This window comes from Acinetobacter sp. AOR34_HL, assembly GCF_027854795.1.
GTDB classification, from domain to species: Bacteria; Pseudomonadota; Gammaproteobacteria; order Pseudomonadales; family Moraxellaceae; genus Acinetobacter; species Acinetobacter junii.
Map to the genome: position 1 here is coordinate 1 of NZ_JAKTID010000068.1, position 25,431 is coordinate 25,431.

At 39.3% G+C, this 25,431-nt stretch carries 26 protein-coding genes and 1 pseudogene; 13 read left to right on the forward strand and 14 right to left on the reverse strand.

All coding sequences use genetic code 11. From position 1 onward, the window contains the following. Nucleotides 1-289, forward strand: a pseudogene (locus MKL32_RS11525) (IS1595-like element ISAju1 family transposase); the annotation flags it as partial. Nucleotides 290-398: 109 nt separating this feature from the next. Further along, a complete protein-coding gene (locus MKL32_RS11530; RefSeq protein ID WP_270900555.1) occupies nucleotides 399-1,571 on the forward strand; it encodes an acyl-CoA dehydrogenase family protein in 1,173 nt (390 codons plus the stop codon). A 43-nt stretch (nucleotides 1,572-1,614) separates the two neighbouring features. Here the strand turns inward: MKL32_RS11530 and MKL32_RS11535 are convergent, their stop codons facing one another. Further along, the gene (locus MKL32_RS11535) at nucleotides 1,615-2,112 is read right to left on the reverse strand and encodes a GNAT family N-acetyltransferase (RefSeq protein ID WP_270900556.1); all 498 of its coding nucleotides are present in this window, start codon (nucleotides 2,110-2,112) and stop codon (nucleotides 1,615-1,617) included. After that, nucleotides 2,109-2,708: a TetR/AcrR family transcriptional regulator gene (locus MKL32_RS11540; RefSeq protein WP_004964166.1), complete on the reverse strand. Its 600-nt coding sequence runs from the start codon at nucleotides 2,706-2,708 to the stop codon at nucleotides 2,109-2,111. The genes MKL32_RS11535 and MKL32_RS11540 overlap by 4 nt, the downstream gene beginning before the upstream one ends. Before the next feature lie 191 nt (nucleotides 2,709-2,899). Between MKL32_RS11540 and MKL32_RS11545 the strand changes: the two genes are divergently transcribed. The 6 genes from MKL32_RS11545 (at nucleotide 2,900) to MKL32_RS11570 (ending at nucleotide 11,432) form a co-directional block, all read left to right on the forward strand. Continuing rightward, nucleotides 2,900-4,705 (forward strand): acyclic terpene utilization AtuA family protein, encoded by a 1,806-nt coding sequence (locus tag MKL32_RS11545; protein WP_270900557.1) that lies wholly within the window; start codon nucleotides 2,900-2,902, stop codon nucleotides 4,703-4,705. An 18-nt stretch (nucleotides 4,706-4,723) separates the two neighbouring features. Continuing rightward, nucleotides 4,724-5,602 carry an SDR family oxidoreductase gene (locus MKL32_RS11550; RefSeq protein WP_270900558.1) on the forward strand — a complete coding sequence of 293 codons (879 nt, stop codon included), beginning with the start codon at nucleotides 4,724-4,726 and terminating at the stop codon, nucleotides 5,600-5,602. A 5-nt stretch (nucleotides 5,603-5,607) separates the two neighbouring features. Next, a complete protein-coding gene (locus MKL32_RS11555) occupies nucleotides 5,608-7,221 on the forward strand; it encodes an acyl-CoA carboxylase subunit beta (RefSeq protein ID WP_270900559.1) in 1,614 nt (537 codons plus the stop codon). A gap of 100 nt (nucleotides 7,222-7,321) precedes the next feature. Further along, nucleotides 7,322-8,482 carry an acyl-CoA dehydrogenase family protein gene (locus tag MKL32_RS11560; RefSeq protein WP_270900560.1) on the forward strand — a complete coding sequence of 387 codons (1,161 nt, stop codon included), beginning with the start codon at nucleotides 7,322-7,324 and terminating at the stop codon, nucleotides 8,480-8,482. A gap of 173 nt (nucleotides 8,483-8,655) precedes the next feature. After that, nucleotides 8,656-9,474 carry an enoyl-CoA hydratase/isomerase family protein gene (locus MKL32_RS11565; RefSeq protein ID WP_270900561.1) on the forward strand — a complete coding sequence of 273 codons (819 nt, stop codon included), beginning with the start codon at nucleotides 8,656-8,658 and terminating at the stop codon, nucleotides 9,472-9,474. Further along, nucleotides 9,474-11,432 (forward strand): acetyl/propionyl/methylcrotonyl-CoA carboxylase subunit alpha, encoded by a 1,959-nt coding sequence (locus MKL32_RS11570; RefSeq protein ID WP_270900586.1) that lies wholly within the window; start codon nucleotides 9,474-9,476, stop codon nucleotides 11,430-11,432. Before MKL32_RS11565 ends, MKL32_RS11570 begins: the two co-directional genes overlap by 1 nt. Nucleotides 11,433-11,461: 29 nt before the next feature. On the opposite strand, the gene MKL32_RS11575 is transcribed toward MKL32_RS11570, so the two are convergent. The 12 genes from MKL32_RS11575 to rplM all read right to left on the reverse strand — a co-directional run bounded on the left by MKL32_RS11575 (nucleotide 11,462) and on the right by rplM (nucleotide 20,249). After that, entirely contained in the window at nucleotides 11,462-11,929 is a 468-nt protein-coding gene (locus MKL32_RS11575) for a hypothetical protein (protein WP_270900562.1), read from the reverse strand. 111 nt (nucleotides 11,930-12,040) lie between these two features. Further along, on the reverse strand, nucleotides 12,041-12,961 hold the full coding sequence (locus MKL32_RS11580) for a lipase secretion chaperone (RefSeq protein WP_075696797.1): 921 nt from the start codon (nucleotides 12,959-12,961) through the stop codon (nucleotides 12,041-12,043). Nucleotides 12,962-12,973: 12 nt separating this feature from the next. Continuing rightward, nucleotides 12,974-14,320 carry a sphingomyelin phosphodiesterase gene (locus tag MKL32_RS11585; RefSeq protein WP_087539370.1) on the reverse strand — a complete coding sequence of 449 codons (1,347 nt, stop codon included), beginning with the start codon at nucleotides 14,318-14,320 and terminating at the stop codon, nucleotides 12,974-12,976. Nucleotides 14,321-14,656: 336 nt separating this feature from the next. Then, nucleotides 14,657-15,076, reverse strand: coding sequence for a roadblock/LC7 domain-containing protein (locus MKL32_RS11590; RefSeq protein WP_005402056.1), 420 nt, complete (start codon nucleotides 15,074-15,076; stop codon nucleotides 14,657-14,659). Between the two features lie 21 nt (nucleotides 15,077-15,097). Continuing rightward, nucleotides 15,098-15,640: a GTP-binding protein gene (locus tag MKL32_RS11595; protein WP_004909026.1), complete on the reverse strand. Its 543-nt coding sequence runs from the start codon at nucleotides 15,638-15,640 to the stop codon at nucleotides 15,098-15,100. A gap of 8 nt (nucleotides 15,641-15,648) precedes the next feature. Then, a complete protein-coding gene (locus MKL32_RS11600; RefSeq protein ID WP_087539371.1) occupies nucleotides 15,649-16,620 on the reverse strand; it encodes a hypothetical protein in 972 nt (323 codons plus the stop codon). Nucleotides 16,621-16,770: 150 nt separating this feature from the next. Next, nucleotides 16,771-17,130 (reverse strand): hypothetical protein, encoded by a 360-nt coding sequence (locus MKL32_RS11605; protein WP_087539373.1) that lies wholly within the window; start codon nucleotides 17,128-17,130, stop codon nucleotides 16,771-16,773. A gap of 381 nt (nucleotides 17,131-17,511) precedes the next feature. After that, a complete protein-coding gene (locus MKL32_RS11610; protein ID WP_087539375.1) occupies nucleotides 17,512-18,174 on the reverse strand; it encodes a hypothetical protein in 663 nt (220 codons plus the stop codon). A gap of 18 nt (nucleotides 18,175-18,192) precedes the next feature. After that, nucleotides 18,193-18,618 carry a ClpXP protease specificity-enhancing factor gene (locus MKL32_RS11615; protein ID WP_004964140.1) on the reverse strand — a complete coding sequence of 142 codons (426 nt, stop codon included), beginning with the start codon at nucleotides 18,616-18,618 and terminating at the stop codon, nucleotides 18,193-18,195. Between the two features lie 14 nt (nucleotides 18,619-18,632). Then, on the reverse strand, nucleotides 18,633-19,289 hold the full coding sequence (locus MKL32_RS11620; RefSeq protein ID WP_005402060.1) for a glutathione S-transferase N-terminal domain-containing protein: 657 nt from the start codon (nucleotides 19,287-19,289) through the stop codon (nucleotides 18,633-18,635). Between the two features lie 132 nt (nucleotides 19,290-19,421). Next, a complete protein-coding gene (rpsI, locus tag MKL32_RS11625; RefSeq protein WP_004909015.1) occupies nucleotides 19,422-19,808 on the reverse strand; it encodes a 30S ribosomal protein S9 in 387 nt (128 codons plus the stop codon). A gap of 12 nt (nucleotides 19,809-19,820) precedes the next feature. After that, nucleotides 19,821-20,249: a 50S ribosomal protein L13 gene (rplM, locus tag MKL32_RS11630; protein WP_004909012.1), complete on the reverse strand. Its 429-nt coding sequence runs from the start codon at nucleotides 20,247-20,249 to the stop codon at nucleotides 19,821-19,823. 261 nt (nucleotides 20,250-20,510) lie between these two features. On the opposite strand from rplM, the gene MKL32_RS11635 reads away from it, so the two are divergent. The 5 genes from MKL32_RS11635 to MKL32_RS11655 all read left to right on the forward strand — a co-directional run bounded on the left by MKL32_RS11635 (nucleotide 20,511) and on the right by MKL32_RS11655 (nucleotide 25,425). Beyond that, nucleotides 20,511-21,179, forward strand: a complete 669-nt coding sequence (locus MKL32_RS11635; RefSeq protein WP_212388093.1) for a hypothetical protein — start codon at nucleotides 20,511-20,513, stop codon at nucleotides 21,177-21,179. A 152-nt stretch (nucleotides 21,180-21,331) separates the two neighbouring features. Then, nucleotides 21,332-22,300: a 4-hydroxythreonine-4-phosphate dehydrogenase PdxA gene (gene pdxA, locus MKL32_RS11640; protein ID WP_270900563.1), complete on the forward strand. Its 969-nt coding sequence runs from the start codon at nucleotides 21,332-21,334 to the stop codon at nucleotides 22,298-22,300. Between the two features lie 32 nt (nucleotides 22,301-22,332). Beyond that, nucleotides 22,333-23,145: a 16S rRNA (adenine(1518)-N(6)/adenine(1519)-N(6))-dimethyltransferase RsmA gene (rsmA, locus tag MKL32_RS11645; protein ID WP_004950303.1), complete on the forward strand. Its 813-nt coding sequence runs from the start codon at nucleotides 22,333-22,335 to the stop codon at nucleotides 23,143-23,145. Next, on the forward strand, nucleotides 23,145-23,984 hold the full coding sequence (locus MKL32_RS11650; RefSeq protein ID WP_039047059.1) for a symmetrical bis(5'-nucleosyl)-tetraphosphatase: 840 nt from the start codon (nucleotides 23,145-23,147) through the stop codon (nucleotides 23,982-23,984). The genes rsmA and MKL32_RS11650 overlap by 1 nt, the downstream gene beginning before the upstream one ends. 124 nt (nucleotides 23,985-24,108) lie before the next feature. Beyond that, complete coding sequence (locus MKL32_RS11655; protein ID WP_171191619.1) at nucleotides 24,109-25,425, forward strand: glycosyltransferase family 4 protein; 1,317 nt, start codon at nucleotides 24,109-24,111, stop codon at nucleotides 25,423-25,425. The last annotated feature ends 6 nt before the right edge of the window (nucleotides 25,426-25,431 follow it).

The window sequence follows — 25,431 nt, forward strand, 5'->3', positions numbered from 1 at the left end:
TTCTGTGATCAATACAGATGGATGGAGAGGCTATGATGGTTTAGTTGATATTGGTTTTGACAAACATTTAAGAGTGAATCATGGGAACAACGAATTTGCATGCGGGGAGCGTCATATTAACGGCATAGAATCATTCTGGGGATATGCTAAAAAGCGACTCGTCAAGTTTAATGGAATTGACAAAAAGATGTTTTATTTGCATCTTAAAGAAACGGAGTATCGCTTCAATCATCGGAACGGTAATTTATATCTCGATTTGCTTAAATTACTCCGTAACAATCCTCTTTAACTTCCTAAGCCCCTAATACAAATTTTAAAGGCTTTGAATCAAGAGGAAGCTGGTTTAAAGCCTTATCCGCATAACAAGAATGAGTTAAATAATAATTTAGGAAAAAGGCATGGATGGTTTATCACTTAACTCAATTTATTACACATCTGAACATCTAGCTTTTGCAGATAGTGTTAAACGTTTTGTTGAAAAAGAAATTTCACCCTATGTAAATGAATGGGATGAAGCAGGCACTTTTCCGCGAGAACTTTATCAAAAGGCTGCTAGCTTTGGTTTACTTGGTTTAGGTTTCGATGCAGAACATGGTGGAATTCCTGAAGCTGATGCATTTCATGTATTGCTTGCTGCAATTGAGATGGCAAAAGCAGCATCGGGTGGGGTTCATATTTCATTGATGATTCATAGCATTGGTACTCCACCGATTCATCACTTTGCACGTCCTGAGATTCGTGATGAAGTTATGCCGCAAATTATTGCAGGTGAAAAAATTTCAGCCCTAGCGATTACTGAACCGAGTGGTGGTTCCGACGTTGCCGCTTTAAAAACAAAAGCGGTTCGTGACGGGGATTATTATATTGTGAGTGGCGAGAAAACCTTTATTACTTCAGGTATTCGAGCTGATTATTATACGGTTGCAGTACGTACAGATCCGAATGGACAAGGTCCAAAAGGGATCTCGATGCTTTTGATGGATGCGCATAGCGAAGGGATTACAAAATCACCTTTAAAAAAGATGGGATGGTGGGCTTCTGATACAGCACACCTACATTTTGATGAAGTGAGGGTACCAGTAAGTCATTTGCTCGGTCAGGAAAATGCTGGTTTTAAAGTGATTATGAATAACTTTAATATGGAGCGTTTTTGGCTAGGAGCGATAGCCTATGGTTATGCATTGGTTTGCTATGAAGAAGCTTTGGAATGGGCACAACAACGTAAAACCTTTGGTAAGCGCTTAATTGATCATCAAGTGGTACGTCATAAACTTGTCGATATGGCTACGCAACTTACAGCTACTCGTGCTTTGTTGGAAGATACTGCATATCGTATGGGAAAAAAGGAACTGCAAGGTAGTGAACTCATTGCACAGATATCAATGCTTAAGAACGTTGCTACTCGTACGATGCAATTCTGTGCTGATGCTGCGGTACAGACCTTGGGTGGTATGGGTTTTATGCGAGGTATGAAGTCCGAACGCATTTATCGTGAAGTGAAGGTGAATATGATTGGTGGTGGTGCCGAAGAAATTATGAAGGATTTGATTAGTAAGCAGTTGCAATATTAATTGGTAAAAAAGGGGGTGATCACTAATTCATCCCCTTTTTAAATTATGTGGATTCAATCCACTCATGATTTAAAATCGCCCAACGCTCATGATCTTTCCATTCTTTACCACCAACGCGTAAATATTGGCGTGAAAACCCTTCTTTAACAAAGCCTGCTCCTGCCACAAGGTGAATGGAGGGGGAGTTTTCAGGTTGGATATTCGCTTCTAGTCGATGCAGGTTCAGTGTTTGAAAAGCTTCTTGTAAAATAAGTTGAAGCCCATGTCGCATATATCCAAGACCTATATATGGATAAAAGGCTTCATAGCCTATATAAGCAGAATGAAAGTGACCTCGAATGATATTCGATATATTAAAGGTTCCTACAATTGTATGGTTTTCAGTTAAACAGACAAAATAACGATATTCTTGCTGTAGGTATTGTTCAAAATCTGTAGGAGGATATGTCCATGGTTGATGTAGATGAACACTATTTTGGTAGGCTTTTTTGATTTCAGCTAAATCACTGAGTTGAGGCTTACGTAAATAGATCTGACTCATTTCAAAGCCATTTCCCAAACCATTTCAGTCAATTCATCAATTTTCACTTTACCTTCTGGTCGGTACCATGTGACTGTCCAAGAAATAGAACCACCGACTAAACGTCGCCAAATAAACGCATCATGTTTGACTTTGCCTTGAGTACGTAATTTTTCAATCACATCAAGCCAGACTTGCTCATATTCATTACGCATTTTCAAAAGGTATTCTTGTTTTTCTTTAGAAAGCGCAAACCATTCATGTACCAGTACTGCCATTGCCGCACCAGTATCACCAGTAATTGAAATCAATTCAGCTCTAATTAAATCACGCAATTGTTGTTCAGGATCATTTGAACGTTCAGCCGCTTCTTTAAGCCGTGCAAAGTTATAAATAATGGTTTGCTCCATCACAGTAGCTAGAATGTCATCTTTACTTTTGAAGTGATGGAAGAGACTACCTGATTGAATACCAATAAATTCACCAAGTTGGCGAACCGTGGTTTTATCATATCCTTGCTTATAAAACAGATAGGCGGCACCTAAGAGCAAACGTCCACGTGGGCTATCGTCAAAACATACGATTTTTGGTATTTGCTCAATTGAAGTTGCGATCATGCCTGTCCGTCTATCCCGTTTAATCAAAGTGTATTGTAACAAAATTCATTTCATGAATTGTCTTATCTTTTTATAACAAGCATTTGCTTGATTTTGTCTGTTTTTGCTAATACAGCATATCATTCTGCACTTTACAAACCAAGCACTTGCTTGGTAATGTTGTGTTGTTTTTAATAATAATGAGAAAGCTCATGACAAGCGTCAAGCAGGATGACCAAAAGTTAGTAAAAATTGGATGTGCTTCTGGGTTTTGGGGCGATACCAATACAGCTGCTTTTCAGTTGGTGCATTTGAGTGATATTGATTATCTGGTCTTTGATTATCTATCTGAAATTACTATGTCAATCATGGCTAAAGCAATGATGACTGATCCTAATCATGGTTATGCATTGGATTTTGTTAGTCGTGTGATGTCTCCACTGATTAATAAAATTGCTGAAAAGAAAATCAAAGTAATCAGTAATGCAGGTGGGGTAAATCCCTTAGCTTGTCGTGATGCTTTACAAAAAATCATTGATGAAAAGGGCTTAGATTTAAAAGTAGCTGTGGTACTTGGTGATGATGTATTGCCAAAGCACACCGAACTGCAGCAAAAAAATATCAAAGAAATGTTTAATGGTGAGCCTTTGCCTGCACATGTGGCGAGCAGTAATGCCTATTTAGGTGCTGTTGCTATTCGTGACGCTTTGGATTTGGGTGCAGATATTGTGATTACAGGTCGGGTGGTCGATTCGGCGGTTGTGCTTGCACCCTTATTGCATGAATACAAATGGTCACTGGATGATTATGACAAGTTGGCACAGGGCTCATTGGCAGGGCATGTGATTGAATGTGGTGCTCAATGTACAGGTGGGAACTTTACCGATTGGCGTTTAGTACAAGGCTTTGACAACATGGGCTTTCCAATTGTAGAAGTCAGTGCAGATTCCTCTTTTGTTGTGACTAAACCACAAGGTACAGGTGGTTTAGTGTCGACTGCAACGGTCGCAGAGCAAATCGTTTATGAAATAGGTAATCCACAAGCCTATTTACTTCCTGATGTAACAGCTGATTTTAGTCAAGTCTATTTAGAACAAGTGGGTGATGATCGAGTTAAAGTCACAGGTGCAACAGGTCGAGCACCAACTCAACAATATAAAGTGAGTGCCACTTATGCCGATGGTTATCGTGTTTTAGTCAGTTTCTTAATCGCAGGTCGCGAAGCGCCTGAGAAAGCACAAACCATTGCCAATGCCATTATCAATAAATGTGAGCGTGTATTGGCTTTACGTTCTGTTCCTCCATTTACAGAAAAATCGATCGAAATTTTAGGTATTGAAAGCACCTATGGGGCACATGCACGCATTAAAGAAAGCCGTGAAGTCGTGGTCAAAATTGCAGTCAAACATATGTTTAAAGAAGCATGTATGTTCTTCGCTTCGGAAATCGCACAAGCTTCTACAGGTATGGCACCTGCATTAGCGGGCATTGTCGGTGGTCGTCCTAAAGCTTCTGCAGTCGTGAAATTGTTCTCTTTCCTGATTGATAAAGATCAAATCAAGGTTGAAGTTGATTTTGCTGGTCAGCGACATCCTGTTGAGATTCCTACTGGCTCAGCTACACAGAATTTCGCTCCCCATCCAACTGGTGAAGTCGCAACTTATCAAGGCGATGAAATCGAAGTGCCTTTGATTGAGATTGCTCATGCTCGTAGTGGAGATAAAGGTAACCATAGCAATATTGGTGTGATTGCGCGTAAAGCAGAATATTTGCCGTGGATTCGAGCGGCGCTCACTGAAGCAAATGTTTCAGACTATATGCTGCATGTTTTAGATCCAGAAAAGTCAAAGGTCATTCGTTATGAATTACCTGCGATGAATGCACTGAATTTTATGTTGGAAAATGCCTTAGGTGGCGGTGGGATCGCAAGTTTACGCATTGATCCCCAAGGTAAGGCTTTTGCACAGCAATTGTTAGATATGCCAGTCAAAGTACCAGCGAAATTGTTAGAAAAATAAGTAAGGGATGTAAATCAAATGGGTTATCAATCAATTTTCAGAGCAGATGCATTTGACGACAAAGTGATTATCGTCACAGGTGGCGGCTCAGGTATTGGACGCTGTACAGCACATGAGCTGGCATCTCTAGGTGCTCAAGTTGTGATTACAGGTCGAAAAATTGAAAAGTTAGAAAAAACTGCAGCAGAAATTAGCGAAGATGGTGGAAAAGTCCATTTTATCGTTTGTGATAACCGTGATGAAGAACAAGTCAAAAGCATGATTGCTGAAGTCATTGAAAAATTTGGCAAGCTCGATGGTTTAGTGAATAACGCAGGTGGGCAATTTCCTTCGGCATTGGAAAATATTTCTGCTAATGGCTTTGATGCTGTAGTTCGCAATAACTTGTATTCTACATTCTATTTAATGCGTGAAGCCTATAACCAATGGATGGCTAAACATGGGGGCAGCATCGTCAACATGACTGCAGATATGTGGGGCGGTATGCCAGGTATGGGACATTCAGGTGCAGCACGCTCAGGTGTGGATAACCTGACTAAAACGGCTTCAGTAGAATGGGGTAAATCGGGTGTGCGCATCAATGCAGTTGCGCCAGGATGGATTATTTCATCAGGTATGGACAACTACAGTGGTGACTTTGCCAAAGTGATCATTCCAAGTTTGGCAGGTAATGTTCCGTTAAAACGTATGGGTACAGAATCTGAAATTTCTTCAGCAATTTGTTATTTGCTTTCTGATGCAGCGGCTTTTGTTTCAGGGGTAACTTTACGTATTGATGGTGCTGCATCTCAGGGAACACGCATGTATCCATTGGCAGATGCAACCAATAGCCAGTCTTTTAATGGTTTCCATCGTGCTTTTATTCCAGAAATTTTTAAAGACAAAGCTGGAGAATAAGAAGAATGACCATTCTCCAATCTGAAATTGCAGTCGGTAGTGAGCAATATCAACAAAACCGTGAAGCTTTGTTGAATCAAATTGCGGAAGTACGTGCAGTACAGCAAAAGAGTATTGATAAATCTTATGTGGCTAAACCAAAGTTTGATAAGAAAGGTAAAATTTTGCCGCACGAACGTGTGCGCTTACTATTGGATGCGGATTCACCTTTTGTCGAGTTATGTGGCTTAGTCGGCTACAACATGCATGATGATAAAGATGGTTCAGAAGCAGGTGGCGGTATTATTGCGGGTTTGGGCTTTGTTAGTGGTGTACGATGCCTAGTCTCTGCTAGCAATAGTGCGATCAAAGGTGGAACTATGTCACCGATGGGTGTACAGAAAACCTTACGCTTACAGAAAATCGCACTTGAACAAAAACTACCGATTGTTACTTTAACGGAAAGTGGTGGGGCAAATCTTAATTATGCCGCTGAAGTATTTACCTATGGCGGTATGACCTTTGCCAATCAAGCACGGATGTCTGCGGCAGGGATTCCACAAATTTCGGTGGTACATGGTAATGCCACAGCAGGTGGAGCATATCAGCCTGGTCTGTCTGACTATGTGATCGCGGTCCGTAAGCAAACAGAAATGTTATTGGCTGGTCCCCCATTATTGTTAGCAGCAACAGGTGAGGTGGCAACGGCTGAGGAACTCGGTGGTGCTGAAATGCATACACAGGTTTCTGGTGTAGCTGAATATTTAGCTGAAAATGATGCTGATGGAATTCGACTTGCTCGTGAGATTTTAGAGCATTTGAATTGGAAGGAACAAACCACTAGTCTAAATCAAAACTACAAAGAACCGCGTTTCGCGCCTGAAGAGTTGCTTGGCATTATTCCCAAAGATCCAAAGCAACCTTTTGATATGAAAGAGGTTGTAGCTCGTATTGTTGATGATTCAGATTTCCTTGAGTTTAAACAGGAATACGATGCTTTAACCATATGTGGTTGGGCGAAAATGGGTGGCGTACATATTGGCATTATTACCAACAATGGACCTATCACACCACAAGGTGCGGTCAAAGCAGCACAATTTATTCATCTGTGTGAGCAGACCAAACGACCACTTTTATTCCTGCATAACACTACAGGTTTTATGGTGGGAACAGATGCTGAACAGAACGGCATCATTAAGCATGGTTCGAAATTAATCCAAGCAGTTGCGAATGCGACTGTACCGAAAATCTCGATTATTGTGGCTGGTTCCTACGGTGCAGGCAACTATGCGATGTGTGGGCGTAGTCTCTCTCCAAGTTTTATCTTTGCATGGCCAAATTCACATGTTGCGGTAATGGGGGCAGCACAAGCGGGGAAAGTGTTGCGTATCGTCGCAGAAGGTAAACAGAAAGCTTCTGGAATGGAACCGAATCCACAAATGTTGGATTTCCTAGAGCAAAGCACTGCGATGAAATTAGAACAACAATCAACCGCTTTATTTAATACAGCAATGTTGCATGACGATGGGATTATCGATCCAAGAGATACGCGTAAAGTCCTGATCTTCTTGCTACAAACCATTTATGAAGCACAACAACGTGAACTCAATTCAACACGTTTTGGTGTATCGAGATTTTAAGCAATCTCCCCTAGCCCCTCTTTAAAAAGATTGGGAACTCCTCCCTTTGAAAAAGGGAGGTAGGGAGGGATTTAAGAATATGTAATTTTTAAGGAAAAAAATGAAATTTACCGCAGAGCATGAAGCATTACGTCGTACCGCACGTCAGTTTGTAGAAAACGAACTAAATCCATTTATTCCAGAATGGGAAGCAGCGGGACGCTTTCCGATTCATGACGTGTTTAAGAAAATGGCAGATTTAGGTTTGCTGGGTATTTGTAAGCCAGAAGAAAATGGCGGTTTGGGTTTGGATTATTCATATAACCTTGTTGTCGCTGAAGAATTAGGGCGTGCAGCATGTGGTGGTGTGCCACTGGCGATCGGTGTGCAAACCGATATGGCGACACCTGCACTTGCTCGTTTTGGTAGCAAAGAATTAAGAGAAGAATTTTTGAATCCTGCGATTCGTGGTGAATATGTGGCATCAATTGCAGTATCAGAAGTGCATGCAGGTTCAGACTTAGCAGCAATCAAAACCACTGCGAAAAAAGATGGTGATGATTATGTGATTAATGGCAGCAAAATGTGGATCACCAATTCATTGCAAGCTGATTTCTTCTGTTTACTTGCCAATACTTCAGATGACAAACCTCATGTCAATAAATCCATGATTATTGTGCCTGCGAAGACTGCGGGTATCAGTTTTTCAGAGCCGCTGAATAAATTGGGTATGCGTTCAACCACAACTGCTCAGGTCTATTTCGATAATGTTCGAGTGCCGCAGCGTTATTTGGTTGGTGCAGAAGGCATGGGTTTCATGATGCAAATGATGCAGTTCCAAGAAGAACGTATGTGGGCATGTGCCAATGCAGTAGGTGGTTTAGAAAAAGTCATACAACAAACGATTGATTACGCTAAAGAACGTACTACTTTTGGTCAGCCCTTGATTAATAACCAATATGTACATTTCCGCTTCGCCGAGTTAATGACTGAAGTTGAAGCATTAAAGGCGCTGACTTATCAAGCTTGTGAACAGCATATTGCTGGGGAAAATGTCACGATGTTAGCTTCAATGGCAAAACTCAAATCAGGGCGTCTCACTCGTGAAGTCGCTGATACTTGTCTGCAGTATTGGGGCGGCAATGGCTTTATGTGGGATAACCCTGCTTCTCAACTTTATCGTGATGGTCGCCTTGGTTCAATTGGTGGTGGAGCCGATGAAATTATGCTCGGGATTATTTGCAAGTTGATGGATATTCTGCCGAAGAAACAGAAAAACTAGCTACGTTGCTCTTGCAGCGTTAAAAATTGGCTCTAAATGCTCAAATATGAGCAAGGAAATAGCGAAATATATTTCGTCCTTGCGCAAGATATTCTGCGCATTTTCGCCAATTTTATGCCTTGCAATAGCTGCCTCGCCATACGTTTTTCTTATTGGATTTAGGACTTATAAAAATGCTAAATAATTTACAAGTGGATGAAAGTATCCAACTTGAACTACAAGGCAGTATTTTAACGATTTGGCTTAATCGACCTGAAAGTCGCAATGCCATGAGTCTCAATATGGTTAATGCGATTCAACAGGTCTTTACCCAAATAGCAGATGATGTATCGATTCGTGCTGTGATTTTACGTGGTAAAGGCGGACATTTCTGTGCAGGCGGTGACATCAAAGATATGGCAGCACTCCGTGAAGAGGCGGCGAATGTGGGTAGCTTACAGCCTTATGTTGATTTTAACCGTCGTTTCGGTGCCATGATTGAACAAGTTGATCAAGCGCCACAAACCGTGGTTGTGATATTAGAAGGTGCGGTATTAGGTGGAGGTTTTGGCTTGGCCTGTGTTTCTGATGTCTCGATTAGTCGTGACAATGCTCAGTTTGGCTTACCTGAAACAGGCTTAGGTGTTTTGCCAGCGCAAATTGCACCTTTTGTAGTGAAACGCATTGGACTAACTCAAGCGCGTCGTTTGGCATTGTTAGGTTCTCGTTTCAATGGTGAGACTGCTCAGAAGTTAGGTGTAGTACATGATGTAGTGCATGATGAAAATGAGCTTGAGCAGCTACTGAGCGATACAGTTCAACAAATCAAACGTGCTGCACCATTAGCCTCTCGCAATACTAAAGCTTTATTACATCGTACTTTGAATGAACCTTTAGATTCTCTACTCGATGATGCTGCACAGCAATTTGCGCAAGCTGTCGGTGGAGTAGAAGGTCAAGAAGGTACGATGGCATTTATTCAAAAACGTTTACCAACTTGGACTGAGCAATGATGAAATTTTCAAAAGTTTTAGTCGCAAATCGTGGTGAAATCGCAGTTCGAGTGATGCAAACAGCGAAAGCGATGGGCTATCAGACAGTTGCTGTATATTCAGATGCAGATGCGAATGCTCGCCATGTTCAAGTGGCTGATGAAGCTGTATACATTGGTGCATCTAAAGTCTCTGAGTCTTATTTGTCGATCACCAATATTATCGAAGCCTGCAAAAAGACAGGTGCCGATGCTGTTCATCCTGGTTATGGATTTTTATCTGAAAATACTGATTTCGCCCAAGCTTGTAGTGATTATGGCATCACTTTTATTGGTCCAAATGCCGCTGCGATTCATTTGATGGGTAGTAAGCGTTTGTCAAAAATTGCCATGATTGAGGCGGGTGTACCTTGTGTACCGGGTTATGAAGGTGATCGACAAGATATCGAATATTTAGCTGAACAAGCAGAAAAAATTGGTTTCCCTTTGATGGTGAAGGCATCTGCTGGTGGTGGTGGGCGTGGTATGCGTTTGGTTCACCAGTCTGCTGATTTACTCGAAGCTTTAAAAACAGCGCGTTCAGAAGCCGAAAATGCATTTGGTTCAGGTGAGCTGATTATTGAAAAAGCAGTGATTGCACCTCGTCATGTGGAAATTCAAGTATTTGGTGATACGCATGGCAATTACGTTTATTTATTTGAACGAGACTGTTCAATTCAGCGCCGTCATCAGAAAGTAGTCGAAGAAGCACCTTGTCCCGTGATGACACCTGAATTACGTCAGCAAATGGGCGAGGCTGCAGTTGCTGCCGCCAAAGCTTGCGACTATATCGGTGCAGGTACGGTTGAATTCTTACTTGATCACTCAGGTGAGTTTTATTTCCTTGAAATGAATACTCGTTTACAGGTTGAGCATCCAGTAACAGAAATGATCACGGGCCTCGATTTAGTTGAATGGCAACTCCGTGTCGCAAATGGTGAAACTTTACCTCTACAGCAGCATGAACTCACTTTAAATGGACATGCAATTGAAGTGCGTTTATATGCAGAAGATCCACGACAGGATTTTTTGCCTCAAACTGGAAAGGTACTCAATTGGAAACCTGCAGGCTCTGATGGAATGTTATCAAATGTTCGGATTGATCATGGTATGTTAGAACAGGGTGAAATTAGTCCGTTTTATGATCCAATGGTGGCGAAGATAATTGCTTATGGTAAAACTCGTCAGGATGCGATTCGTCTGTTAGCGCGCGCAGTAAATGATTGTGTGCTATTGGGTGTGAACAGCAATAAACAGTTTTTGGTGAATTTATTACGTCATCCGATTGTCGTGGCAGGTGATACCAATACCGCATTTATTCAACAACATTTTCAAGATGATGTCAGCCTACATCAACAAGGGCCAAGTTTGGAAAATCTTGCGGTTGCTGCAGCATTGTTCACTCAACTGAACCAAGCGAAAGTTTCATGGCAAACAGGTATTTCTGTGCCTTTCCCATTAAAACTAAAATGTGCTGATCAACAGCTATTACTTCATGTCCAAACAGATCATGATCAACTGATCGCTATGCTATGTGATCAGCAAGTCAAGATTAAGATTCTAGCGATTCAAGATACACAGATCATTTATGATGTAGATGGTATACGCCGTAAATTGAGTTATGTACTTGATCAAAATCAGCTTTATTTAGATACAGCGAATGGCAATCTCATAATAGAGAATAGCACTTACGCAGAACCTGAAGCGGTTGAAGTTATCGGTGACGGAAAGATTCGAGCGCCAATGGATGGTGCAATTGTGAATCTATTGGTCAACGCTGGTGATACCGTTACCAAAGGTCAAACTTTATTGATCTTGGAGGCGATGAAAATCCAGCAACAGATTAAATCTGATGTGGATGGTGTTGTTGATGAGCTCATTGGTCAAGTCGGTCAACAAGTGAAAAAACGACAATTGTTATTAAATGTCGCAGTTGCTTAAAGCTTATTAATTAAAAAGCTAGGTTTGACCTAGCTTTTTAATAATTTTTCTACAGTATTGAGTGAGCTTCTCGAATTTCCTTTTAATTCTTGTGTTGCAAACTCTGCCAAAGCTTGTTCATGTGCCAATAAATATTGCAGAAAGGTTTGAGTCTGAACATCAGCGTGTTGATTCATTCTCACAAACGTTTCCATAAACGGTTTGGTGCCCTGTTTTAGTAAATGCATCGCAACTTTCCATGGAAGCTTTGCCATCGCAATCCCTGATGCTTTGGCTTGTAATTTAATATGTGGTCGAATCTTTGCGGTATGACCATTTTCAATTAGAAAATTTTGTAACTTATGTAAAGTTTGAGTTTCTAATTGAGCCAAGACATTCCATTTATATTGTTGTTCAGCCGAGCGGGTATGCTTTGCTGCATTTAGAAAAATCAATTCACCTAAGATTTCAGATTCAAGTGCAGTATTTAAGTCATGTTTCAGTTTTGGGTAATTCACTCCATTGATTTCCAAAAAAGAAGTTTTTCGTGAGTTTTACTTTTACCTCAATATAGGTGAAAAAATTAGATGCTGAAATAGTCGCCATTTGTATATCAGATGGCATCACAATTAAGGAAACAGATTCGATCGCAAGCTTTCAAGACGTTGTTGATATTGCCTTTGCCATTCAGTTTCGGAAAGCTGAGACTTAAGCAGTTGCATTTCTTGTTGCAGTTGTTTGAGTGCCTGTTGATATTGATCCACTTTCTGTTGCTGCTGTTGTTCACGTTGTTGCTTAAATTGCAGGTCTAATTGCTCTTGTTGTGTGAGATAGCGTTGTTGTAATTCTTGTTTTAGACGTTGAGTTTCAGCAGTCGGTTGTCTCTCATCAAGTAGCTGAACAGCTTGTTCATAACGAGCGAAATTATCCTCTTGCTTCATTAATCGAGGATATTCTTGTTGAAGCGTTTCTAATGCAGCCAATCGTTGTTCGGGACTCAATTTTGTATTTTGTTTAAGTTCCGCATAAGCAAAACGATAATCCGCATATTCACGTTCTTGTCCAAAACCTAAAGCCGCTTCGTCTTTGCCTAGCATCTGTTCTCTAAGTTTCCAAATTGCATCAAAGCGTTCTTTAGGGGGTAGCGCCGTTGATAATACTGTAGTTTGCATTTGCTGTTCATATTGCGGCATACGCTTCAATAAATTTTGCACAGTTTGAGCGAATTTTTGATCAGGATAGGCATTAAGCGCTTTTGTTAATGCAGCATTGCAGTCATCTAAATGGCAACTGGCTCGGTATTGATTTAAAAACTGGTTAATATTGCCTGGATTTTTTTGCAAAGCCTGTAACTGTGTCTGTAATGATTGTTGCAATATCTCATCCTTACTTATGTTTTGCATATCATTTGAATTAGACACAGTGTGATTGGAGGACTGTTCATTTTTGGTTTGTTGCGTAGCAGCGGAAGAGGTGGTGCTCTTCCAAACTGCAAACGCAATTAAGACCAATAGAACAATAAGGCATGTGATCCATAGTCTTTTATTCATAATACTTCCTACTTAGGGACCGTAGTTAAAATGTCCCATCACAGGGAAGTGATCTGATAAATCCCAAGTCATATAAAGCGGATCTGCGGTAGAACGTAAAATACGAACATCATTGCGAGATTGAATAGGCTGACGATGTGTATTTGAAGAAACGACATAATCTAAATATTCAACCGTTGTTCCACCCGAACCAGCTGCGCCAGCTAGTTTGTTGACACGTGGGTCAAAAGTTGAAGCAGTGTAACCAGTACTGATTGGTGCAGTTGCATTAAGATTGGTCAGCATATCTTGATAATCTTGCGGCCATAAGAATTTATTTACATTAAAGTCACCACCCATTAATACCGCATCGAAGCTAGGAATATTCTGCTGATTAATTAATTGACGGATTTGTTTAAATTGGACTTGTCGTAATGCACGTGCTTCATCTGTATCGAAGGAAGCCGTGTGGGTGGATGTTACGTGATAAGCTTTTCCATTTTTGATGATCTCAGCATAAATTACACCTTTGTCAGCAAAACAATCTGTTCCTGTACAATCTGGATAAATCATTTCAGCTGTTTTTACGATTGGATATCGACTTAAAACAAGGACACCACTGTCATATAAGTTATAGCCTGAACCAACTGGAACATGGGTTTGATATGGATATTGTTGGGCTAGTTGATTCAGCATACTAGTCCGTGATGATGAAAATGCTTCTTGAAGCAAAATGACATCATATCCATTTAAATGATTTGGTAACTCTGCTAGGCGTTCGCTAATTTTGCTTGCAACCATAGGCAATCCATAAATATTGTATGACAGTACTTTTAATTCATCTGCGCTATTGGATACAGGTTCTTGCACTGTGTTTTGGTGAATTGTGTAGTGGAAATCATCATACCCACCCGTATATTCAGCTTTGACCGCAGCCTGAGCAGATAAGCCTGCATAAGTTGTATTAATTCGATGAATTGCACGATCAGAATACCATGGCGATGTCGTGGTTGCTGTTTGGATACCATGCTTAATCGTACTACCTGTCCAAGTTCCTGTCATGGTTTGTTTGAGCGTTACTTGTGAATTTCCACTCGTTACAACAGTGTCAAAATTATAGGTTTTACCTGATTTTATGCCTGAGTATCGATTCATTCGCAGCACGCGTTTAGTCTCATAGGGTGCGATTTGAGTCGCTTCCTGAGCCCACTCATTTCCAGCTTGTAAAATATGCGTTCCAGTTTGAGTGATTTGTACAGATACCGTTTGAGGTGTTGTATTCGTGACAAATACATAAGAATCAGCATATGCATTTTGTGCAGATACGCCACCTGCTAAAAGCATAACCCCAGCGGCAAATTTAAAGCTGTCCAGCTTCATCGTTCTTCTCCGTTAAATTTAATTATTTGTGAACAAACTCCTTTTCATAATCATTTAAATTTTCGTTTTTGAATATTTTTTGGGTTATGATTTGTTCGAAAATAATCATAATTGAAAAATATTTATAATTCATTTAATTTTTTTTACCATTCAATTGAATTTGTATGATTTATCTTGTTGTTTAAGCATATTAAAAACTGGATAAGTAGGGTTTGTTCTGAATAGTTGGGTTATTTGCAATACTTCAAAAAAGAAAATTATAGAATGTGGATTTTCGAAATTAAAAAAGCTCTGACAAATTGATCATTCATCAGAGCTTAATTTATGCGTTATGAATTATGCTTGATCAGCTTCTATGATTGCTGCGCTTGCTTGCTTAAGGCTATATAACAATTGACCAAGTAATACGTCTTTGTTGCTTAAAGTCACCATAACCATTGGGTGGTGGGGGGCAGGGATTGAGGTCAGGATCGCCTTACCATTTTCTGCATCTAAAGTAATACTTTGACAGCCAGTAAGTTGAATCTCTTTTAAAAAGGCACTCACCATAGCCAGAATAGAACTACTCACCGCAGCAAGCTTAGTACTATTATATGGATTCTTCTTGTAAACTGATGCCAATTCAAAACCATCTGTAGAGCAGAGCATAATATAATCAATGCCACGAATATTCATCAATATGTCATTGGCTTGAGCTTTAGCCAAATGGATCAACTCCTTTGGCGCTGTACGTTGTTGACTTGGAATGCTGAACATAATTCTTCTCTTTCAAAATGATTAATTCGTTGCTCTCAGATTGACTTCTAATGCTGCAATCAGTGATTCAATCATCAGCAGAATGTGTTCTTGTTTTCGGGCATCAATAAAAAACAGAGGATATTGATACTCATTTTGAATTAACCAATCTCGATAAATTGAAATCGGTTGCCCTTTATTTTCATCAACATGCGTGATGCCGATCGAAATATTTTGTGTATAGTCTTTAAAAGTATCTAAATAGCCTTCTAGCTCCTCTAGAGGAACTTTACTATTATGATCAACCAAGATAATTACACCCAAAGCACCTTGGCAAATAACTGGCCAAATGAAATCGAATCGTGCTTGTCCAGGTGTTCCATAAAGTCCAATTTTAACACCGTCATCTAAAGTAATTTCACCATAATCAATGCCAACAGTTGTTTGCATTTTATTATGTGCCTGACTGTCTGTATTAAATGCTTCGGTTGCAAGCACAGGAATTTCGGAGAGAGATTTAATCGCTTCAGTTTTACCTGCACCCATGCTTCCTGCAAATACAATTTTATATTGTTGAAGAATCATAGAATTCCTTATAGCCCAAATCGGCGTCGGATTTTGCCGAAAAACTTATTTAAAAAGCCTTGTTGTTCGTTAGAGGCTTTGGTTTCCTCTAATTTTAAATAATGACTTTCTGACGCTGGGATAACACCGCCATTATTTGAAATAATGCATGCGGAAATAAATTGTTGAACCGTTTGAATAGGGAGTTTGAGTTGTGTAGCAACCTGTGAAAGTTGAGCTCCTTGTATAAAACATGCTGAAAGTAAAAGTGCAATTTTTCGATCTGTGCTTTGATGTGGTTGAGGCCAATACTCAATTTTGTAATATTCGTTTTCTTTAGGCGATAGCTTTTGGAATTCAGAAGAATGCCAAAAAAGATTCCATAACCAGTCTTGTAAGTCATATTCGACTTTACGAGAAACCTTAGTAAAATCAGATGTAGTAGCAAATTTATAGTTAAAACTATGATTTGTTTGTGTATTTAATCGAGTTGGCTCTAACCATGCAATTTGGCTACGCGTATCAATGATGGCTAAAGTGCCATGATCATCAAAGATGTGTAATCTTGCATTTTCTGGATTAAACATTTCAGCAAGAAATTTTTCATTTATTGCATCATGTTCTATCTTCAATTCATTTTTGGTTTGTTGTGGTTGGTGACTAGCCAAATAACTTAATAATCGATGTTGAATCCAGTTGTTTAGTGCATCCCCTTGCTGAAATGGCAGATAAAGTGTGTTGTTTTCTTCTATCGTTGATGAATCGTGATGTCCTTTAGATACTTTTAAGCAGGGTAATTGTTTTTCTTTAATAATTCGTTGGATACCTTCAGTATCAAAAAAATTTTCATTTATTAGTAGCAAGTCTATATTTGGATCGGCGATGTTTATCCAATTAATGCCAAATTCATTCGGTATTGTTTTTCTAAGTTCTATTTTTAATTCCTCTGAAACTTTTAAACTTATACCTGAAATTGCGATATTAATGCAATGTCCATTCATAGTATCACTTTAATGTTTTATAAAAAATTGGACTGCACAAAATTAGTCATAATTAATGACTAATAATAGACCTCTCATATATTTTTATATTTTAATGGAATATAAAAATATACAAGAAGTCTAGTATATAAAGTAACTAGATAATACTAATTAAGCAAAATTTAATTCTTTTTCAAACGTTTTAAGTTCGTGACGTGCCATAGCAAGGTTTGACTTGCTGCGGTCTAAAACAAGATAAAGGAACAAATTGCCATTGCTTTCTAGAGGACGAATAAGGTGATAAGCCTTACCTAAAGTAATCAAAATATCTTCGATATCATCGTTAAGTTTCAATGAGTTAGCTACAGGACGCTTTGCGCGGATTACTTCTGTATTACCAGCTGCTGCTAGTTCTAAATCAATTGATCCCCCACCTTGAGTTGCTAGTGCTAAACCGCTTTCTGTTTCTACTAACGCTGCTGCAACGAACCCATCAATATTTGTTAAGCTTTCTAGTGAAATTTTAGCTATGATATTATCTCTACTAATACATCTTGTTTATGAATTTATATTCCCTACTTTTGTTTTAGATTATTCTTCAAAAGCAGTTAATATCATTATAGGAATCTATAATTAAATCAATTGGGCTTTAAAATAATTTAATTCACAAGATGGCTGTAAATTGACAATTTTTGTCAAGCTATCAAAATAAAATAATAATTGAGAACTATATTTTAATTTTATTGTGAGTTGTTTCACATAAATAAATAGGTTTAAGTAGGTTTTTTGATTGTAAATAAATGTAAATAGAATGTTGCTTAGACAAGCTTAAAGATTTTATCAGAAAATAAGTGTGCTTATAAGGTATTGATTCAGCAGGTAATAAATACCTGCTGAATCTTTCTGACGTGTTTAGTTGATCATTAATTGGCTGTATGAACAATACATAAATAGCAAAATGACCAATGCAACAAATGGTGAAACAATGTACGCCCATTTTGGCGAGTCAATCATGTTTGTTTCATTTTCTTCAGTAATGTCATTATGATGCGGTTGTGCTTGATTTACCATTTGATTGAACTCCTGCATGGTTGCTTCTAATGAAATATCTATTTGCTCAACTGGTTTTGAGCCAATTAACTCATTTAATTGAGCACTTGACCAAACCCAATCATCTGCCTGGCCAGAAAGATGTTCGATTTGTCCTAATAACAATTCTGACATCCCAATTTGACCAAAATGACCTGTTTGATCGAGTTGATTTAATTCATTGAGTTGAAGAACAAGAATCTCTGAAATACTTGTTTCTAAGTCATTGGGAGCTAGTGCTGACTGATTATGCTGTGAGGTCGTAAGATGCCTAGCAATTTCTTGTATATACAGAGGATCCGCAGTTTGGATTTCTTGATATAGTTTTTTAGCGTTTTGCTTCCAGAGACTGATTAGGCGAGCAAGTGCAAGAGCATTGATCTCCTGAATGAAGACAGCCTTTTCTTTTACCGAATACTGATTTAAGAGTTGAGGTTTTTGAATTTTTATTTGTTCAGCAAAATATTGGACTAGGTCAAACGCCATATTCGATTTCCTTTTATTTTAATCTAAAATTCTAAGGGACGGTTTTTTCTTACTTGGTTCAGCTACTTCCGTTGATGGAGCTGTTTCAGCAACATTGTTTGTTTCTACAGCATCATATTCGCTTGGGTCAAAGAATAACCCCTGACCATTTTCTCTCGCATAGATGCCCAAAACAGCCTGAATAGGAACGTAGATGTCTTTTGCTACACCACCAAAACGCGCTGAGAAAGTAACCGCTTCATTACTCATATGTAATTGATGAATAGCATGTGGCGCTAAATTCAAAACAATTTGACCATCTTTCACAAATTGTAAGGGCACTTCGGTATGCGGTTGGGTTGCATCTACGAGTAGATATGGTGTGAGTTGGTTGTCACAGATCCATTCATAAATTGCGCGGGCAAGATAGGGGCGTGTAGGGCTGAAATTCAATTGCTCTGACATAACTTATAAGCTTATTAAATCGTTGAAATTAACTCATTGTAGCTGTTTTTTTCTTGTGGTGTCATTGATTTGATAAATGCTGGTCTGTTGAAGACGCGGTGACAGTAAAGAAAAATAGGGCGGCAGTGCTGTTGGGGTAATTCAACCCCCATGTTTTTAAGTCGTAAAAAAATAGGGGCTAAGATACAGTCCAAAATCGAAAATGTTTCAGACATAAAAAAAGGGAAATGTTGAAATAAAGGCGTTAGCGAAATAAGCGTATCTCTAAGCTCTTTTTGTGCTTTTTGCTTAAGTTCTAAATTTAATGTGTCTGCATGTTTTAGCATGTGATCAGCAAGTTTGAACCAGTCTTGTTCGAAACGCCATATATATTGACGTTGTTCGGCTCTTGACATCGGTGCGTCAGCATACAGCTTATTTTGACGATATCGATCATCTAGATATTCTGAAATTACGGTAGCTGAAAATAGTTTTAGATTTTGTTCAATCAGCATTGGTAATTGATTGTAGGGATTAAGATCAGCGAGATCTTCATCTTCATGATCTGTGATAATGAGCTGATATTTGATTTGCTTTTCAGCTAATAAGAAACGAATCCAATGTGAGCGGAAATCATCTGCATGACTATACAACGTAATGCCTTGAACAGGCGTATTTTCAACCGATGACATATCACAAAACTAATTATATAAACGTTTTAGCATACTAAAAAAATCATACAAAAGCATCTTTGAATTCTTTTGTTTAATCTAAAATAAAAAACCTCGGAAAAATCCGAGGTTTTTGTCCAATTCGTAAAACGATTAACGTTTAGAGAATTGAGGACGTTTACGAGCTTTACGTAAACCAAGTTTCTTACGTTCAACTTCACGAGCATCACGAGTAACGAAACCAGCTTGACGAAGAGCAGGTTTTAAAGTTTCGTCAGCAGCGATCAATGCACGAGTAATACCGTGACGGATAGCGCCAGCTTGACCACCAATACCACCACCTTTAACAGTGATGTAAAGGTCATATTTTTCAGTTACTTCTAAAAGCTCTAAAGGCTGACGCACAACCATACGAGCAGTTTCACGACCGAAATATTGCTCTAAAGTACGATTGTTGATTACGAGTTTACCTGTACCAGCTGATAAGAAAACACGTGCAGTTGCGGTCTTACGGCGACCTGTACCATAGTTTGTAGCCATGTGCTGTATCCCTTAGATGTCCAAAACTTGTGGCTGTTGAGCTGTGTGAGGATGCTCAGCACCAGCATACACTTTCATTTTCTTGATCATAGCATAACCAAGAGGACCTTTTGGCAACATACCTTTTACAGCGCGTTGGAAAATTTCTTCTGGTTTGTGAGCAACTAACTTTTCGAAGTTAGTTTCACGGATACCACCAGGGAAACCAGTGTGGCGATAATATTTTTTATCTAGAGACTTGTTACCAGTTACTTGAACTTGTTCAGCATTGATAACAACGATGTAATCACCAGTGTCAACGTGAGGAGTATAAGAAGTTTTGTGCTTACCGCGTAAACGACGAGCGATTTCAGTCGCAAGGCGACCTAAAGTTTTGCCAGAAGCATCAACAACGTACCAGTCGTGTTGAACTTCAGCTGGCTTAGCGCTGAGAGTTTTCATTAACCACTACCTATTATAGTTGGTTTGAGCAAGGAATCGCCCAAACAAAAGGAGACCGAATTCTACATGAATTAATTGATCATCACAACAATAATCCTTTGGAAATGTCATATTTTGTGAATATTCGACCAGTTTTGTAATGTTCTTAAAATTAAGTGTCAGAAACGAATTTTAGCTTGTTAGGGACTCAAAACTGCCCTATTATTTTTATACCAAATATTTAAAAAATAGAAGTACTTATATGTTTTTTGGGGGAATTTGATGGACTCGTCGTTTTTTTTAAAAATTGCCATAGCTGTCTTACTTTTACAGTTAAGCATAACCCAAACACATGCTCGGAAGCTCTATAAATGGGTGGATAGAAATAGTATTACAAATTATTCAGAATTTCAGCCGAAGGAAGGGTCGACACGCAAACTTGAGGTTTTGGAAAGCCGTGGTAATGAACATTTTGATCCGATGATGGCTGTCACAGCTGAAATGAAACCTATCGAAATTCCAGTTGATCCGATGAATCTTCAGGGAACATCGAGTTCAGCTGCTGCAACTCAAACAGTGAAACCTTCGACTCAAACTGTTGTGAAACAAGGAGTGCTTGCTGCTCAGCCTTATACAACTCCAATGAACAGCACAGTTGTATCAAATGTAACTGAGAAGAAAGAATCACAGACTGAGCTTGTTCAACAAACTAGCGATAAAAAAGAAACTCCGATTAATCCTGTGGCTGATAAAGCTGCAAGTACTGTAGTTGTGACTGAGAAAACTGCGAATACAACGATCACTATTGAGAAAAAGGAAAAGCCACAAGCAATCGTGGTTGCTCAACCTGAGAAAAAAGATAAGCCTAAAATTAATCCATGGACGAGAACACCAACTTTCTCACCTTCTAACTTAGTGCCATCTAATTTGCCAAAAGTAAAAGCGCCTTGAGCAAGATAAATTCAATGTGTGAATACTTTTTAAAATTTTGCTCAAATTATTTTTGATATTTCACTGAGTACCAAAAATAAAGCAAATGCACTCAATCAAAATTTAATAGCGGTATATAATAGTTGGAATTGAAATCAAGTTAGGTCTGTAAGATGCTGCCGTTATATGTCACGTCAGGTGAGCCAGCTGGCATCGGTCCTGATATTTGTCTTAATTTGGCAAATAGAGAAGATCTGCGTCCCGTTGTCGTTTTAGCTGATATAGATATGTTGAAACAGCGGATAGAACAACTCGGGCTTGAGGTTGAATTAGTTCTATACTCAGGCCAGACTGAACCGAGTTTGAATGGTCAATTATACGTCGAGCATATTGCTCTTGCTAAACCTGTTAGTTTAGGCTGTTTAGATGCCGAGAATGCATCTTATGTATTAGAACAACTTCATCGTTCAGCTGATTATGCCTTGTCTGGAAAAAGCGTAGGTGTTGCGACAGCTCCTGTACAAAAGTCGATTATCAATGATGCAGGTATTGTCTTTAGTGGACATACTGAATATTACCAAGAGTTTGCTCACGTTGATCGTGTTGTGATGATGTTAGCAACTAAAACTTTACGTGTAGCATTGGCGACAACGCATTTACCATTACGTGATGTTCCAGACGCCATTACTCAAGAGCAATTGCATCAAGTCATTGATATTTTGATTCATGATTTAAAAACAAAATTTAAAGTTAACCAACCACGTATTTTGGTATGTGGGTTGAATCCTCATGCAGGTGAGGATGGTTATTTAGGACGTGAAGAGATTGATGTGATCAATCCTGTTTTGGAAGAGTATCGTGCTCAAGGTGTCCAAATGAGTCTGAGCTTACCAGCAGATACTTTATTTACCTCTGAAAATTTAAAAGATGCGGATGCAGTTTTAGCCATGTATCACGATCAAGGTTTACCTGTGCTAAAATCACAGGGCTTTGGTGAAGCAGTCAATATTACTTTAGGCTTGCCATTTATTCGAACTTCGGTTGATCATGGTACAGCACTTTCTCTTGCTGGTACTGGGCAAGCAAAAGCGTCTAGCTTGCATGTCGCAGTTGATTTAGCACTTGATCTCGCTCGTGATTGATTAACGAGCCAATTATTCGCATTGGAATTATTATGTATCAAATTAATGCCCTAAACCCTAAAGATGAAGGGCATCAGGCTCGAAAACGTTTTGGTCAAAACTTTTTACATGATCAACGTGTGATTGCCAAAATTGTACGCTCAGTGAATCCTCGTGCGGGCGATAATATAGTTGAAATTGGTCCAGGTTTAGCTGCTTTAACTTCTCCATTGATCGGTGAGTGCGATGCTTTAACCGTAGTCGAACTTGACCGAGATTTGGCAGCAGGTTTACCTGGTCGAGTACCACATCCTGAGCGACTCACTATTGTTGAAGCAGATGCTTTGAAATATGACTTTACCCAATTATTCCAAGAAGGGCGTCCGCTCCGCGTAGTAGGGAACTTGCCGTACAATATTTCAACGCCATTGCTTTTTCACCTCTTAGAGTTTGGCGATAAAGTCAAAGACATGCATTTTATGCTGCAGAAAGAAGTAGTGGATCGTATTACTGCCGAACCAAACACCAAAGAATATGGACGTTTATCTGTAATGATTCAGTATTACTGTAAACCAACGTTCTTATTTGAAGTGCCACCAGGTTCCTTTAACCCACCACCTAAAGTGACTTCAGCCGTGTTTCGTTTGGAGCCTTATGAGACGAAGCCAATTATTGCAAAAAATGAAAAAGCTTTGGCTCGCTTAGTTGGGCACGTCTTTACACAACGTCGTAAAACATTGCGTAATAGTTTGAAAGGTATGTTGGCTGAAGACGGCTTTGAGAAAGCTGGTGTAGATCCGATGGCTCGTCCTGAAACATTAAGTTTGGCTGACTTTGTGGCTTTATCTGACCAAATGGTGTCTTGATGTCTAAACGCTATAACTATGTGATTGGTGATGTGCAGGGTTGTTTTGAAGCATTAAAAGCACTTTTAAAAGAGATCCGTTTCGATCCTGATCAGGATTTTCTTTGGTTCGCTGGTGATTTGGTCGCGCGTGGTGAAAACTCGGTCGGTGTATTGCGTTTCGTCAAAAAACTTGCTGATCGTGGTGCTGCTGCTACTGTATTAGGCAATCATGATCTGACCTTGATTGCCTGTGCACGTGGGTTTAAGAAAATCAAAGACAAAGATCGGACTCAAGATGTAATTGATGCAATTGATGGTGATGAACTCATCGATTGGTTGCGTAAACAGCCATTAAGTTTGTCGCCAAATGACACTACGCTTATTACCCATGCTGGGATTCCCCATATTTGGTCAGCTGAAAAAACTGTGGAGCTTGCTCAAGAGGTGCAACACGCTGTCGGACATGAAGATCTGTGCGTTTTGGATGCTTTTCTGCGGGAAATGTATGGAGAGCAACCTGATTTGTGGACTGATGAATTATCGGGTGCTGAGCGTTTACGATGTATTACCAATTATCTGACTCGTATGCGTTTAACGGATATTGATGGACGTTTAGAGTTTAAATTTAAAGATGCTTTAGATGCTCCAATGCCTGAAGGGTTTAAGCCTTGGTTTGAATATGAGAGTTTGGCTGCGAAAACACACCATATTATTTTTGGGCATTGGGCAGCTTTACAGGGAAAAACAATTAACGCCAACATTCAGAATGTAGATGGTGGTTGTGTTTGGGGGCAGCGGTTGCTTGCATATCGTTTAGAAGATCAGCAGATCTTTGCGATAGATAATCCAATACAATAGTTTTTCTATATTTTATAAAATGCCCAGTATTTATCCGATATTGGGCATTTGTTGTTATGGTTTGTCAAAAAACTGTCACATCCTGATCATTAAAGTGTCAAAAAATATTTATAAGCTTTAAAGCATGAAAATAACGACACAAATGGATGGCGATATGCAAAGTACATACGCGACATCTCTTTTAGAGCAAGAACAGTTTCCTGAAAGCTTTAAGTTTTACTTTAAAAGGAAGCAACTTAAAAACAAACAAGATGAATTGTCTGAACTTCGAGATTTAGTTCGCCCACGTTTAAGAATCGCAATTGTTACTGAAACTTGGCCACCAGAAATTAATGGTGTCGCGATGTCGATGATGCAATTGTGTCAAGGATTACAAAGATTAGGGCATAAAATTTTATTGGTACGCCCGATCCAAAAAGAAGTATGTACAGAATTTCACCCTGATCAAGAGTGTTTAGTGCTGTCACAACCTGTACCCAAATACCCAAGTGTTCAGTTCGGTTGGCCACAATATCTTAAAGTTTCCAAAGCTTTTGAAAATTTCGCGCCAGATGTTGTGCATATTGTGACAGAAGGGCCATTAGGTTTAACGGCCTTACAAGCTGCGAAAAGTAAAAAAATTGCAGTCTCAAGTGGATTTCATTCAGCCTTCCATGATTTTAGTCGTTTTTTTGATTTGGCTTTTTTAGTCAAACCCATCCAGCGATATCTAACATGGTTTCATAACAGTACTGACGTAACCTGTGTCCCGAGTCAGTTTACTGAACAAGCATTACGTAGTTTTGGTGTGACATGTCCATTGGTGGTGGTTGGTCGTGGAGTAGATGTAGAAAAATTTTCGCCTAAGCATCGCTCTCAAAAACTACGTCAAAGTTGGGGGGCTGATACAGATACTCGCGTGATGCTATATGTGGGTCGTTTATCTCCAGAAAAAGAAGTAGATGTTCTCATTAAGAGCTTTCATGCATTGCAAGCTCAGCAAGGTTGCAATATTAAGTTTGTGATCGTTGGCGATGGTCCTGATCGTGTCCGTCTAACAAAATTAGCAAACTCAAAAGATATTATTTTTACTGGTAATTTGAGTGGACAAGATCTTGCCGCTGCTTACGCGAGTGCGGACGTTTTTACCTTCGCTAGTCAGGCAGATACGTTTGGGAATGTCGTTTTAGAAGCGATAGCAAGTGGTCTAGCCGTTGTTGCTTATGATTATGTTTGTGCTCATCAGCACGTCAAACATGGTCAGACCGGGTGGCTAACACCTTTGGGTAACACAACTGAATTTGTTGAATTAATCTGTAATTTACCTGCGATAACGCAATTGAGAGCAATGGGACAACTGGCAAGTGAAAGTGTTCAGTCGAATAGCTGGCAGTATCCCGTACAACAATTAGAACAAGCACTGTATCAGGTCGCAAAGGAGTCTCCCATGACCGTGACCTAAGCAATT